This window comes from Acidovorax sp. SUPP2825 (assembly GCF_030158995.1).
GTDB lineage: Bacteria > Pseudomonadota > Gammaproteobacteria > Burkholderiales > Burkholderiaceae_C > Paracidovorax.
Map to the genome: position 1 here is coordinate 1 of NZ_BQXK01000033.1, position 13,559 is coordinate 13,559.

Consider the following 13,559-nt stretch of genomic DNA (forward strand, 5'->3'; position numbering starts at 1 on the left):
AATTCCCGCCGCCGCGTTCGCTTCGCCGTCATTCCCAAGCCCAGGCTGTGCTGCTTCATGTGACGTATCGTCTCAGGGCTTCATCTCCATGCCAAGCATGTCGTGGGGCGATTTATGCAGACCTTCCTTAGGGAAGGTCTGCTAATCCGGGTAATTAAAGTCGTAAACTCGCAAATAAAGTCTTAAACAGGCCTCTAGCATTCATGCGGGTTTGCGGGGCGGTCATTTGTAACTGTAAAGTCGTAAACTCGAATTCAACGGGTAAAGAAGACCTATACATGTGAACTTGGACTAGGCCTAAATTGGACTTGTTGCTATATAAAAAAGAGCGCTCAAGATGAGCGCTCTTTTTTTTGATTTTGCGAGAAGATGCTGCGCCTTGAACGCGGCAAGTACGCCCCCGCCGAGACGTTCCACGAAACGCGCGCCATGAGTCGCACCATCCTGCCGGGTGGCATCGTGAAGTGCGAGATTGGCGACATGGTCCTGAGCTTGTCGCCACAGGAGGATCGCAACCTGGCCGACCTGTCAGCGGGCGCGCTGGTGAAGCTGATTGGCATCGAAGGAAACCGGCTGGCCACCACTCTGCACGCCCGCCTTGGCAAGGTGGAGAAGATCCAGCGCGACCGCGAGCGCCGTGCTGCGCCAAGTTGAGTGACGCTCTTTAGGACAACGTTCCAATCTTGAGGGCGACGTTGCTCTCAATGAGCTATCCAGCTATTCATCGCCTTGCACTTCGTTTGCAGGAATATAGGGCTTCGTCAGATCATCAAGTTCGCGTAGCATTTCAAGGCGATGACTGTGCGTGCCAAGTGTGACTCTCGCCTCAATATTGCGCATCGCATTGCCACTGATAGTCTGGTGCGCCGCAAGCCAAAGTGATTCCTCCGCAGAAAAATAACTCTCAAATGCCTCCGCTGCAAGGTCAAATTTTTCAAGGGCTTGCCTATCATCTCCCGCTCGCTCTTCCAGTCTTCCTCTGATGAGACCAGCGAGTTCAGACACCGAAATTGCTACCTTTTGAGCTTCTTCCATGTATTGAATTGATTGGCCGAATCCGTTCCGAGATCTTTTCGGGTGAACGTTTTGCTCGACAAGTTCATACAGAGCCTTTACAAATTCTCTGGAACTCTCCAGTAAGCAGACAAAGACTTCGTACGTGACGCTGCTAAAACTAGCTTCATGAGCTACCAGATGGCGTAGTTCGAAGATCGAGGAGACGTCTTCACATAGTCGTTTTGCGTCTGCAACGAGCTGAGGTGCTTCCTGTGAAGCTTCATCTGATTCCCCGAATACATCTGGCTCAACGAACTCACGAAGGCCTGCAAGTATCGACTGAAATTTCTTCGACCCATCAGAACAAAGTACCTCGATGTGAGAGGCAATATGGCCTAGGTTGCTGACCGGAAGAGAGTGCGCTACCAAGTCACCAAAAGTGATTTGTCTTGTGCTGAGCGCCTTGGTCAGGTTGAAGTCAAAGCGCATGTGGTCTTTGAAGGCCTGCGCTCGGTCCAAGTATGGTGATCCAGAATCAATCAGTCGCTTTATGGCCTCTCTAACGCTAACCTCGATACAAGCTGCCATGCCCATCACATGAAGCGCAAGCAAAGTTCGATCCGCATCGGTTAAGTCGCGAGCGCTACGTTCTATTGAGTACAGTTCAATGTGCCCGTGCAGATAGAGCCGTTTGGCTCGCTCATTTTTTTCTTGGATCTCCTGAATCAAATCGCGCTTCGTCATTGTGAATCGCCCCGGGTTTCAAGGAGGTCGTTTGGTTTAAGTCAGGTCACCGCAGCAGTGACCCGACTGGCGAGTTGCCGATAGTAGTTTGCCTCAGCTTTTTCTGGCGGGATATACCCGATGGGTTCGAGCAGGCGATGGTGGTTAAACCATGACACCCATTCGAGCGTGGCGAACTCCACGGCTTCCGTTGTTGTAGACGGTGCACGGCGATGGATTGACTCGGCCTTGTAGAGGCCGTTGATGGTCTTGGCCAAAGCGTTGTCATAGCTATCGCATTTGCTCCCCACGGAAGGCTCTATACCCGCTTCAGCCAGTCGTTAAGCGTACCGAATGCTGACGTATTGCGACCCGCGGTCGCTGTGGCTTTTTTTGGGTTTTTGCGAGAAGTCTTGCGGTCTGAGCAGGCGTTAGATGTCCAAAGACTGCAAGAGGCTGGTTGCCGGCGATCAATGAGGATGGTTCATGCGGCGGCAGTGCGCCCAAAGCGGACGCTCGCCAAATGCGCAATGTGACCGGCATGAACCTTCCAACCCCGCAGCAAAAGTGAGCGTAGAGGCCGTGGTCGGACCAACTGGCAAGACACACGTTACAACTGCATCGTATGCTTTACATATGTCCGCTGACCGTATCACCTATTGCTTAGGGAAGGTCTGCACAACACACGCATGAGTGTGCCGATGCACTCAGCCCGTTGATGTACAAGGCAGTTGAGGCCCTTTTTTCCTCACCTTGGGTGCACGCTGCTGCAGATTGGCTGCCATTTGGCGAACTGGGGTCGCACTCATGCCAGGGCAGCCAGCAATTTGCGCCGCGCCAGCCACAGATTGACCAACGCAAACAGCGTGTGCAACTGCGCGGTGTACAGCGCACGCTTATCGATGCACATGGTCAGCTGTCGGCCGCCAAGGCTGCGCTGCAGCGCTCAAATGGTGGTGGTCAGGACGACGAGCATCGGCGTACACAGGCTGATTTGGTTGCTGTGCAGACCGAGCGGCGCGAACGTGCGGAGCAGGCGACTGTGCTGGTCCAAGCAGAGGCAACCCATCTGCGCGAGGAACTTGAGCATTTACGCAAACATTTGCGTGTACTGGGCGGCGAGTTGCAAGCGGCCGAAACTCAACTGCGTGAGATGGTCTTGGGCGATACCGATTCTGTCAATGGACGACCCGCGGCAGCGCTGGACACTCAATTGCGTGGGCGCCGCATCCTGTACGTGGGTGGGCGGCCCAGTTCCACCCCCGCCATCCGTAGCCTCGTTGAGCGGCACGGGGGCGACTTCCAGCGACACGATGGCGGCCATGAGGACCGCAAGGGCCTGTTGGCGTCTGCCGTCTCTGGGGCGAACTTGGTGGTTTTCCCGGTGGATTGCGTGGACCACGACTCGGCCACCAACCTCAAACGGTTGTGCACCAAGCTCGGTATTACGTACTTGCCGATCCGCAACGCCAGTGTGGCCAGTTTTGCTGCAGGGATTTCGGCTCGGCCGGATGAAACAGGTCCAGGGCCAGCGCAGTGTCTGCGGTCATAGAGGGGTTCGTGGTCGTGCGACCATGACGATCTCAGCGATCTCGGCCGCGAGAAATTTCGCGTCACGGTCGGCTGCCATAAGATCATCCAATCCCACATCAAAGCGGGCAGTGTCGCGGTCCAGCCCTTCGGCAATGATCTCGCTGATTTCATAGAACCTGATGCTGCCTGCCATGAACATTCGCCCTGCAACCTCATTGGCGGCATTGAACATCATGGTAGCTCCCGTACCCGCATCCACCGCTTGCCTGGCCAAGCACAGACATGGAAAGCGCTCCAGATCGATCTTATGAAATTCGAGAGCGCCGACCTAGCCCACGTCCAGGTCAGCAATGCCGGTATTCATCCTGTCCGGGTATGACAATGCGTAGCCAATAGCGTTTTTCATGTCGTTGTGGCCAAGTTGCGCAACCATGCTCCCGTCAATGAAGCTTACCGCTGAGTGCAACAGAGATGATGGATTAATGAAAACATCGCCCTGCTCGGCGGCATGTCGAAAAAGTAGCAAGCCTCGATGAGCTCCAATCCCTTGTTCGCAAATGTGGCGCTGCCAAAGAGTTCTTGTGACCCATCTGCCAAGTCGGGTGTTTCAACACTTCACTGATAGTTGCTTGCGCAATGTGCGCACGTATCCGGTCTCGGGATGGCCCTCCGCTGGCAGTGAGAATGAGGCGCCGCAGTTCCTCGCGTCAGCGGTGAAACAGCCAGCAAGGCAGCCATTTGAAGCTCAGTGGCGCATAGCGAACTGCGCATCTGGGTGATGCATCTCTGGCGCAAATACGAAATCCTCTTGTGCGGTGCGTTTCGAAACTTTGGACTTAGCAGACGGCACAGCCTCGTTAATAACCTTGGTCTGGCGTTGAGTCGACTTCAGTTGCGAAGTGATGCTCGTCACTTCCCCCTCAAGGCGGCGATCTCAGACCGGTGGTTGGTGATTGCTTTGCGCATGCCCTGCAACTCAGGCTTGAGCCCCTTGCGAGCCATGCGAACGACTTCTGCGCGAAAGGCGTTGGAAAACGTATTTATATGCCCAATGGTAGGTGGGTTTTGGCTGAGGCGGTGGAGCGCTCTGGGCATGCGCTGAATGACGGGCAGGGGCATCTGGTGTTGGTGGCCTCTCCTGCGCCCGACTATAATAAGAATACTTCGCATTTGCATTTAACCGCCGGGGTTTCTGGCGTTTTGCTTCAAAGGAACAATGCCATGACGGCCGCTCAGACGGTTCTATTGGAGGATGTCCGCGCGCTCTACGCCGGCCACCATGGTTGGCTGTACGCGTGGCTGTGCCGCAAGCTCAGTTGCTCGCACCGGGCGGCCGATCTCGCACAGGACACCTTTGTGCGTCTGCTGGCGCGCGATGAGCCACTGGCCGCACTGCGTGAGCCGCGTGCCTTTCTGACCACCGTGGCCCAGCGGGTGCTGGCCAACCACTGGCGGCGTGAGCAGATCGAGCGTGCGTACCTTGATGCGCTGGCCCAAGCTCCTCAGGCGCTGGTGCCTTCCCCTGAAGAGCGTGCCATCTTGCTCGAAACCCTGGTGGAAATCGACCGCCGGCTGGACGGTTTGCCAACCCTTGCCAAGAGAGCCTTTCTGCACTCCCAGCTCGATGGCATGGCCCATGCCGAGATCGCGGCCGAACTGGGTATCTCTGTCACTACCGTCAAGCGCCATCTCGTACGCGCGGCAACCCAGTGCTACTTCGCGCTGGGTACAGACTGAGCGATCTGTTCCAGCGATGGGTCTGGACGCACACCAGGAACGAGATATCGAGCTGCCGAATGCGGCAGTCGATGCGGCCGTGCGCCTGCCATTCCGGCCCGAAGGAATTTCGCCGCAAGTCGCTCGCCAAGCTGTGGAATGGCTGGTGGACTTACAGTCAGGGAGCGCCACCAATGCGACCCGTAGAGGCCTGAATGATTGGCGGCAGCAGCACCCTGATCATGACCGAGCTTGGCGTCATATCCAAGCCGTCAACGGTCGGTTGGAATCTGTTTCGGCTGCCTCAGTCCTTGCGCACGCAGCGCTAGCCTCTCCGCGTTCCCCTCGCCGTCGCACAGGCGTGAAGGCCCTGGCCGTGCTGCTGTTCGCAGGAGGCGGTACCTGGTTGGTACACCGCGAAGCGACACCCTGGCAACAGTGGCTGGCTGATGAACGCACCGGCGTGGGCGAGCGGCGGACAGTGCGCTTGGCCGATGGCAGCATGGTGGCACTTAACACTGGCACGGCCCTGAGTGTGCAGATGGGCTCCACCGAACGGCGGCTGCGCCTGGTCAGCGGCGAGGTTGCAGTCACCACCGGTCACGAAGGCGCTTTCGCCGGGCTGCCCTTTGTGGTGGAGACGGCGCATGGCGAGTTGCGACCGCTAGGCACAAAGTTCTCCGTACATTTGCAGGATGGCAGCAGCCGGGTGGCTGTCTACGAAGGTGCGGTGGCAATACAGCCGCACGATGCCGATGGCCAAGCCCTTACGCTGCGCGCGGGCGAGCAGACACGGCTGACCCGTGATTCGATCAGGCGGCCTGTTGCCGCGCAGGAGTCCGACATTGCCTGGATGGACGGCATGCTGTTGGCAGGGGGGATGCGCCTTGCTGATTTCCTGACCGAACTGGCCCGTCACCGCCCCGGTCGCATTGACTGCGACCCAGCGGTGGCGGAGCAGCGTGTCTCGGGCAGTTATCCGTTGGTCGACACGGACCGGATCCTGGAAGTACTGCAAAGCACGCTGCCAGTGCGGGTTCTTTACTTCACGCGCTACTGGGTGCGCGTGATCCCTCGCTCAACAGGCGCCTGAAGTAATTTTCGGAACAGGTGGTCTCTTTCGCGTTCTCGCGGGACATGGTAGGTGAGCGAATCACATTTCCAACATTCCTTGGGGCGACAACATGGGACCATATCACCCGGCCAGCAGGCCATCCGTTCGTCGGTACGCACGCAGTGTGCTGGTCTGTGCCATTGGGCAGGCCTTTGCGGCTACCGCATTGCTGCCAGGCCTGGCCCTGGCGGCCGACAAGACAACGACCACGGCCCCTGCTGCACGCAGGGCCTACGACATTCCCGCCGGACCGCTGGAGGCCGCGCTCAACCGTCTTGGCCGAGAGGCAGGCATCCTGCTGTCTTTTCCAACGGACATGGCTGCCGGCCTGCAAACCCTTGGGGTGCGCGGCAACCACGCGGTTCCCGAGGCTCTGGCTGTGCTCTTGCAGGGCACGGGGCTGGTTGCGGTGGAGCAGGGCGGTGGCTATGTGTTGACACGGCGCGGCAGCACTTCAGCGCCCCAATCGGCAACACCGGTGGCGGAGGCCGCTACCGTGTTGCCGCCGGTCATCGTTACGGCCAGCGCGCCTCGACTGTATGAAACCCCCGATGTCAACGCCGGTGCGCTAGGCGTGCGCGAGATACAGGACGTTCCTTTCTCCATCGGCTCCTACAGCACCGACACTGTGCAAAGCCAGCGCGCGCGCACGGCGCTCGACGTGCTCAAGAACGACCCGTCGGTCAGCGCCGTGACCTATGCAGCCTCGTTCGATGGCGTGGCCGTGCGCGGGTTTTCCGCCAACACCTTCAACAACGTGCGCCGCGACGGCTTGCTGGCCAACGTCTATGCCGATGTGCCGCTGGAGAACAAGGAGCGCATCGACGTGCTCAAGGGCGTCTCGGGCTTTCTCTATGGTGTGGGCGATCCCAGCGGCCTCGTGAACTACGTGACTAAGCGGCCCACGCGCGATCCCCTGCTCAGCGTGACCGGCGAATTGCGCACGCAAAAGGGCTACTACACCAGCCTGGACGCCGGTGGCCCCATCGGCGACGGCAGCATGGGCTACCGCTTCAATGTCGCCAAGGAAAAGGTCGGCAACTTCACCCACCCTGGCGATCTGCAGCGCGAATTTATCAGCGGTGCCATGGATTTCAAGCTTGGCCGCGACACCATGCTGCAATTGGACTTCGACTACCAGGAGAAGGCACAGTCGGCCAGCGCCAGCCTGGGCCCGCGGCCTGACGGATCACTGGTACCTGCCGCCAGCATCGATCCGCGCACGCTGATCGGTCAGCCCTGGGGCCGCTACCGCTCTCGCAGCTGGAACGTCGGCTCGCGACTGGACTACGCACTCAACACCGACTGGACACTCACCGGACAGTTCGGCTATGGCTCCACCAAGCGCAACGCGCTGTTCAACAACGCCTATTCGGTGGCGGCCAACGGCGACGTACTTGACGGCGGCATTTCGTACGAGGGCGAGGAGTACCGCGTGATATCGGGCCAGCTCTTCGCCACCGGCCGCTTCGAGACTGCAGGGCTGCGGCACGAGGTGGTCTCGGGATACAGCTACTCCAAGATGGACTATCCCGAAGGACCTTACACACGCCTGCCCGACGCCATCGGTAACATCTACCGCCCACGCGGCGTGCCCGACCCAGGCCTGCCGCTGGATACCGGCCTGCCCACGGCACACTCGATCCAGCACAGCATGTTCGTGAGCGACACGGTGGCGCTGTCGGACCGCTGGTCCGTGCTGCTGGGTGCGCGCTACATCGACTACGTGAACGACAAGCCACGCGACTATCCCGACAGCGGTGTGCGTCTGCACTATGCCACCACCACCACGGTGCCCACGGCCAGCGTGCTGTTCAAGCCGGCATCGCACACCACCGTGTACGCCACCTACACCAAGGGCTTCGAGCAGGGCGCCTATGCGCCAGGCTGGTCCAGCAACCCTTATCAGCGCCTGGACCCGATCACGAGTACCCAGTACGAGGTGGGTGTGAAGTCGGGCGTGGTGCCTGGCCTCATGCTGACGGCCGCGGTCTTTGATATCGATAAGCAATTGCAGGCCGTAAGCGCCATCGACAACCTGTTCAAGACCCAGGGCCGCCAGCGCCACCGCGGTGTGGAGTTCGCCGCCAATGGCGGTATCACGCGCCAACTGAGCGGCATCCTCGGCGTCGCCTGGATCGATGCCGCCCAGCACGGGACAGGGGATGCCAACGTGGACGGTAAGCGTCCTGCCAATGTGGCACGTTTCCAGGCAAGCGCCTTCCTTGACTACCGCGTCGCGGCCGTGCCCGGCCTTTCGGTGAATGCAGGCTACTACCACATGGGCAACCGGCCGCTGGATGGTGCCAACTCGGTCATGGTGGGCAGCTTCGGCCGGTGGGACCTGGGTGCTGCCTACAGCACCCGCATCATGGGCAAATCCTCCGTCGTGCGCTTGGCCGTGCAGAACGCGACCAACAAGCGCTATTGGGAGTCGGTGGTGTACGGCACGGTGGGAATGGCCCAGCCGCGCATCGTGCGTCTGTCCCTGACCAGCAACTTCTGAGGAGAATCGACATGATGAAAGCTGCTGGCGCAATGCGCTACCTGTTGCGTGTAGCGCTGCTCGCAGCGGGCGTGCTTGGACCCCTGGCTGCCCAGGCGCACGGTGTCTGGGTGGCGCAGCGGACGGGTCAGTGGGCCCTGGTGCTCGGCGAGGGGCCTGTGGACGACGAGTACCAGGTGCAGGCTGTCAAAAGCGTACAAGGCCGGGCAGCCGACGGCTCGTCCATGACCGTTGCGCTCAAGCCCCAGGCTCGCAACGTACTGGTTGACGCGAGCCCGGATGTGGCCGCCGTAGCCCTGGCTTTTGAAGACGGGTATTGGAGCCAGGGAACTGACGGCAAATGGGTGTCGGGGCCACGTTCCCAGGTGCCAGCGGCCAAGAAGTCGGGCTACTACATGATGTACACCACCACCGTACTGAGGCCCACAGCCGGTGGGCCCGCGCAGCCATTCGGACTGCCGCTGGAAATAGTGCCGCTGGCGGATCCTCTGTCCGTCAAGCGGGGCGAGCGGCTCGCGGTGCAGGTGTTGTTTGAGGGACGCCCACTGGTGGGCGCTATGGTGCGGGCGGACTATATTGGAGATACCCATGGAAAGGTACTCAAGACGGACGCGCATGGACGCGTACAAGTGCGCCTGGGAAGCAGCGGTTTGAACGTGATCAAGGCCAACCATACTCGTGCACGCACTGACCGCACTGAGGCTGACGAGGACGGCTTCTCTGCGACGCTGGCATTCACCTTGCCGCGGCCCAAGGATTGAGCTTTTTCCTCAGACGCACCAGTTTTGGGGCAGCCTACGAGGCTTGATCTGACCCTACGGCATGCAAGAAGGGCGCCGTATCCCGTCAAGGCGGCAGGCAACGGGCTCGAAACCTCGGCATGGCTACCGTGGGCCCCGCAGGGCTGCGCCTGTGGGGTGCGATTCTGCTCGGGACGTCCATGAAAGTGTGCAAACGAGGGATAGGTCGCCCTGTGCGTGGCGACTCCGGCATGGGCAGCGAAAGCCGGTCAGTCCGGCGCACGGCCGCGTGCCAGTATCCGCCCCATGGGCTGCAGGCAAACACCGGACTCCGCCAGGAGCCGCCCCATCTGCGGCCCATGCAGCACTTCGAATTCAATCCGACGTGCAGCTCCGATCGCGTCGAACGCATCGTGGCTGCGGCTGGGATGGCACATGAGCAGGGTGGCGTCACGACTGGCCCCGAGCCCAGCGGCCAACAGTGAAAAATAGCCAGGTGCATCTGCATCGAAGCCATAGACGCCCAAAAGCCCTGCGTTCTGCAAAAAACCGTGGGCGCGGGCCAGTGAGCGCATGCCTCGATGGCCCAGGCATGCAATCACGTGTGCCTTGGCCCAACGGCGCCAGCCACCGTGGGATGCGGGGTGCAAGCCCGCGGCCGCGATGGTGGCCCGTAGCCACGGCCGCGGGCTTGAACCCCCTCCATAGCGGGCGAGCAATTCGTCGACCAGTTCCCGGCGCACGCCGGGCAGTTGGTGCACATGCTGGTGGCCATCGACGTACGCCGGCGGCCGCCCCACGGCGTCTTCGAACGCACCGAGTTGCGCCCGGATCTCCGCGCGCACCGCACCCGTGTCGAGCTGGCCGAGGTAGCTGCGCACGATCCATTGCGGCAAATCCATGCGCGTCGTAGGCTGCAGCGTGAACTCGGTCAGGTCCAGGTGCAGGCCCACATCAACGGCCCCTGCGTCGAGCCGGCGGGCCTGGCCGCTCCAGACGCTCCATGCGGGGGCGCCGACCATGCACCCGATGGCCTGCACGCGCTGCATGTCGATGAGTTGCAGCGCGGCATCGCCGATGCCGTCCGTCAGTCCAAAATCATCCACGCAGACGCACACGCGGCTATGCTCGGGCGCACGATGAGGACGATGCCCACCGATAGCCTGCTCAAGCGTGCGCTCGCCCGCCTCCATAGGGTCCATCACGTCCTGCTCTTCGTTGCGGTGGGCAGTTGCGCTGCAGCCTTGCACTGGAGCGTGGTGGTTGGCCTCGTGGAGTCTTTTGGATGGCAGCCCCTGGCGTCCAACCTGGCAGGCTGGATCGTCGCCATGGTCGTCTCCTTTGTTGGCCACTACCGGCTGACCTTTCGCGGCCACCGCGCTCCTCTCTTGCGATCCGCGCTTCGCTTCGTGCTCGTTTCGGGTCTCGGCTTCGCCATCAACCAGACCGCCTACGCACTGCTGCTTGCAGGGAATGCGAGGTGGTATTCGCTGAAGCTTGCGGCTGTTCTGATCGGCGTGGCCTTGATCACCTACGTGCTCAGCCGGCATTGGACATTCCTTCGCAGCGCAGGGAATTGACCGCCTGGGCCTGGCTGCGCTCGACGCGCCACAGCACCACCTCCTTCGCGCGGTAGACCACCTTGGCATGGGCCAGGAACGGCAGGCTATCGGCCCGGCCGGGTGGCCCCATCACCCAGCTGACGGGCGCCAAACAGAGGGCGCTGGGCAGGCGTTCGGGCAGCAACAGGATGTTCTTCGCTGCCTCCGGCGCGAAGCGTGATGCATCCGCCAGCTCCTTGCGCCAGTTGTCCGTGCGCTGGATGCCAGGGTCGTTCCAGGCGTCGACGACCACGGGCGGTTGCAGCAGGCGCGCATACAGCGCCACGTCATAGTGGTAGCGCTCGAGCATGAACACCGGCTCCCCAGCCGCATGCTCGCTGCGCAGTACCTGCGCGAGGGCGCGATTGGAATTGTCCGGGTTCAACGATAGATAGGCGATGGCCCCCCAAGACATAAGCGCGGCCACGATCGAAGCGCCATACCACCAGTGCACCATTGTTTTTCTGGGGGACTGCCCCGCATTGGCGAAGGCCTCGCACAGCAAGTACGCCAGTGGTGCCAGAGCCGGCAGGATGTAGCCCACGAGCTTGGAATGGGGAAGGGAGAAGAAGCCCACGATCAAAAACGCCCACACCCCCATCAAAAGCGGTATTGAATCGGCCCGCAAAGTGGCCAGGCGCGAGGGCATGAGTGTGCGGACGATCCAGGGGAGCCAAAGGCTGTGAAACAGCAGCAAGAGCGCTGGGTAAAACCACCATGGCTGGGCGTTGTTGAATTGGGTGCCGGTAAACCGCCGAAAATGCTGCTCCAGGAAGAAGTAGTCGAAAAACTCAGGGAATCGCATCTGCATCGCCACGAACCAGGGCGCGGCGATGGCCAGGAAAGCCGCCAGGCCCGGAAGCGACAGCATGCCCAGCAAGCCTCGCATGCGCCCCCTGAGCACCATCCAGACCACGATGACCATTCCCGGGAGAACCATGCCGATCAGTCCTTTGGACAGCACGCCCAGGGCCGCAAAAGCATAGGCAGCAACCAGCGCCAAGCGCCCATGCAGTCCGGCCTCTCGGCACAACACCGAATGAGCCGCCAGAAGGATCGTGGCCGTGATGCATCCGGCCACCAACATGTCCAGGTTGGCAAACTGGCCGCCGATGTAGAACAGCGGCTGCGCCAGGAGCACCATGGCGACGAGCCGCGCCTGGCGCCTGCCGGCCCAGCGCCAGACGAAGGCGAACATGCCGAAGCCGGCGAGCCACGCTCCCGCCAATGGGGCTGCGCGCGCCGACCACTCTCCCACGCCAAAGACCGACATCGCCGCTGCCGTGATCCAGTAGAACAGCGGCGGCTTGTGGAAGAAAGGCATGCCATCCAGCGTGGGCGTCGCCCAATCGCCGGAGCGCAGCATCTCCCATGCCACCCCTGCATAGCGCCCTTCGTCGGGCAGCATGAGCGGCCGAGCCCATGCGGTCAACGCGAGCAGGGCGAACAGGACAAGGCCTGCCGTCAGCAGTTCGCGGGGATGGGGACGGCTCTCGGCAATACTGTCGCTCATTTGCTGCTGGCCTTCAAACCACGGCCCAAACGGCTGCGCACCACGAACAGCGGGCGCGCCTTCACCTCTTCGAAGACACGGCCGACGTACTCGCCCACCAGCCCAAGGGAAACCATCTGTATTCCGGCAAAAAGCATCAGGCTCACGACGATGGTGGTCCAGCCACTCACCGCGTGGCCATTGAGCAGGTAGTCGATGCTCAGGTACACGCCATAAAGGAAGGCCAGAACGGCCAGGACGGTTCCGGCGATGCTGACGGCACGCAACGGCCACTTGGTGAAGGCGGTGAGGCCGTCCAGGGAGAGTCCGATGAGCTTGAGCAGATTGAACCGGCTGCTGCCATGCACGCGCGCGGCCGGCACATAGGGCACGGCGACGGCCTGGAAACCCACCCAGGCGTAGAGACCTTTCATGAAGCGGGTGCGTTCCGGCATCGCCAGCAAGGCGGCCACTGCGGCCCGGTCCATGAGCCGGAAGTCGCCAGCACCTGGGGGAATCTCGAAGCCGCCACCCACATTCATCAAAGCATAGAACCAGCGCACGCCAATGCGTTTGGTCAGGTGCTCGTCGTCGCGGTTGTGGCGCTGCGCATAAACCACGTCCGCGCCGGCCTGCCAATGGCGGATGAACTCTGCGATCAGCAGCGGGGGGTGCTGCAGGTCCGCATCCAGCATCACCACGACCTCGCCGTCAGCCTCCTGCAGCCCCGCCGTCAGCGCCGCTTCCTTGCCGAAATTGCGTGACAGCTGAACGCACCGCACTCCCGGTACCCCGGTCCAGCGTTGCGCCGTGGCCAGCGTGTCATCGGTGCTTCCGTCATCGACCAGGATGATCTCCCAGGCACGGGTGTGCATATCGAGAATGCCGACGAGTGTCGGGAGCAGCAATTCCAGGTTGCACCCCTCGTTGTGGCAAGGGACAACGCATGAGAGGCTGGGCAGCTTGGAGCGGGGGGCCTCGTCGGTACCCAGAATGGGCTTGTCAGCAACGGATGGTTCAAGGGATTCTGCTGCATCCAGTACGCCGACAGGCACCGACATAGCCCTGTAATCCAACACGAGAGAATGGTGCATGAGTTTCACTTTCTGACAATGGCAGCAGTGTTGGCGGGCTGCAT

At 61.2% G+C, this 13,559-nt stretch carries 12 protein-coding genes and 2 pseudogenes; 7 read left to right on the plus strand and 7 right to left on the minus strand.

From position 1 onward, the window contains the following. The first annotated feature begins 369 nt into the window (after window positions 1-369). Complete coding sequence (locus AVAK2825_RS23725; RefSeq protein WP_284402946.1) at window positions 370-654, plus strand: hypothetical protein; 285 nt, start codon at window positions 370-372, stop codon at window positions 652-654. A gap of 63 nt (window positions 655-717) precedes the next feature. On the opposite strand, the gene AVAK2825_RS23730 is transcribed toward AVAK2825_RS23725, so the two are convergent. Both AVAK2825_RS23730 and AVAK2825_RS23735 read right to left on the minus strand, forming a co-directional pair. Continuing rightward, on the minus strand, window positions 718-1,740 hold the full coding sequence (locus tag AVAK2825_RS23730; protein ID WP_284402948.1) for a hypothetical protein: 1,023 nt from the start codon (window positions 1,738-1,740) through the stop codon (window positions 718-720). A 41-nt stretch (window positions 1,741-1,781) separates the two neighbouring features. After that, a pseudogene (locus AVAK2825_RS23735) lies at window positions 1,782-2,105 on the minus strand (integrase core domain-containing protein); the annotation flags it as partial. A gap of 767 nt (window positions 2,106-2,872) precedes the next feature. Here AVAK2825_RS23735 and AVAK2825_RS23740 point away from each other — a divergent pair. Beyond that, on the plus strand, window positions 2,873-3,271 hold the full coding sequence (locus AVAK2825_RS23740) for a DUF2325 domain-containing protein (protein WP_284402973.1): 399 nt from the start codon (window positions 2,873-2,875) through the stop codon (window positions 3,269-3,271). On the opposite strand, the pseudogene AVAK2825_RS23745 reads toward AVAK2825_RS23740, so the two are convergent. Together AVAK2825_RS23745 and AVAK2825_RS24845 are read right to left on the minus strand one after the other, a co-directional pair. Further along, window positions 3,266-3,565: pseudogene (locus tag AVAK2825_RS23745) on the minus strand (1-deoxy-D-xylulose-5-phosphate reductoisomerase); the annotation flags it as partial. The gene AVAK2825_RS23740 and the pseudogene AVAK2825_RS23745 overlap by 6 nt on opposite strands. A 166-nt stretch (window positions 3,566-3,731) precedes the next feature. Beyond that, entirely contained in the window at window positions 3,732-3,950 is a 219-nt protein-coding gene (locus AVAK2825_RS24845) for a hypothetical protein (RefSeq protein WP_349817188.1), read from the minus strand. Between the two features lie 523 nt (window positions 3,951-4,473). On the opposite strand from AVAK2825_RS24845, the gene AVAK2825_RS23750 reads away from it, so the two are divergent. The 4 genes from AVAK2825_RS23750 (at window position 4,474) to AVAK2825_RS23765 (ending at window position 9,349) form a co-directional block, all read left to right on the plus strand. Then, window positions 4,474-4,989: a sigma-70 family RNA polymerase sigma factor gene (locus tag AVAK2825_RS23750; RefSeq protein ID WP_272564863.1), complete on the plus strand. Its 516-nt coding sequence runs from the start codon at window positions 4,474-4,476 to the stop codon at window positions 4,987-4,989. A gap of 85 nt (window positions 4,990-5,074) precedes the next feature. Continuing rightward, the gene (locus AVAK2825_RS23755; protein ID WP_502868990.1) at window positions 5,075-6,061 is read left to right on the plus strand and encodes a FecR domain-containing protein; all 987 of its coding nucleotides are present in this window, start codon (window positions 5,075-5,077) and stop codon (window positions 6,059-6,061) included. A 187-nt stretch (window positions 6,062-6,248) separates the two neighbouring features. Beyond that, window positions 6,249-8,588: a TonB-dependent siderophore receptor gene (locus tag AVAK2825_RS23760; RefSeq protein WP_284402952.1), complete on the plus strand. Its 2,340-nt coding sequence runs from the start codon at window positions 6,249-6,251 to the stop codon at window positions 8,586-8,588. Between the two features lie 11 nt (window positions 8,589-8,599). After that, window positions 8,600-9,349 (plus strand): DUF4198 domain-containing protein, encoded by a 750-nt coding sequence (locus AVAK2825_RS23765; protein ID WP_284402954.1) that lies wholly within the window; start codon window positions 8,600-8,602, stop codon window positions 9,347-9,349. 248 nt (window positions 9,350-9,597) lie between these two features. On the opposite strand, the gene AVAK2825_RS23770 is transcribed toward AVAK2825_RS23765, so the two are convergent. Then, window positions 9,598-10,578, minus strand: coding sequence for a ChbG/HpnK family deacetylase (locus tag AVAK2825_RS23770; RefSeq protein WP_284402956.1), 981 nt, complete (start codon window positions 10,576-10,578; stop codon window positions 9,598-9,600). Between AVAK2825_RS23770 and AVAK2825_RS23775 the strand changes: the two genes are divergently transcribed. Then, window positions 10,477-10,908: a GtrA family protein gene (locus AVAK2825_RS23775; RefSeq protein ID WP_272564859.1), complete on the plus strand. Its 432-nt coding sequence runs from the start codon at window positions 10,477-10,479 to the stop codon at window positions 10,906-10,908. The two genes, AVAK2825_RS23770 and AVAK2825_RS23775, sit on opposite strands and share 102 nt — an antisense overlap. Here AVAK2825_RS23775 and AVAK2825_RS23780 read toward each other — a convergent pair. Next, the gene (locus AVAK2825_RS23780; RefSeq protein WP_284402958.1) at window positions 10,868-12,442 is read right to left on the minus strand and encodes an ArnT family glycosyltransferase; all 1,575 of its coding nucleotides are present in this window, start codon (window positions 12,440-12,442) and stop codon (window positions 10,868-10,870) included. The genes AVAK2825_RS23775 and AVAK2825_RS23780 overlap by 41 nt on opposite strands. Beyond that, complete coding sequence (locus AVAK2825_RS23785) at window positions 12,439-13,482, minus strand: glycosyltransferase family 2 protein (protein ID WP_284402959.1); 1,044 nt, start codon at window positions 13,480-13,482, stop codon at window positions 12,439-12,441. Before AVAK2825_RS23785 ends, AVAK2825_RS23780 begins: the two co-directional genes overlap by 4 nt. Between the last annotated feature and the right edge of the window lie 77 nt (window positions 13,483-13,559).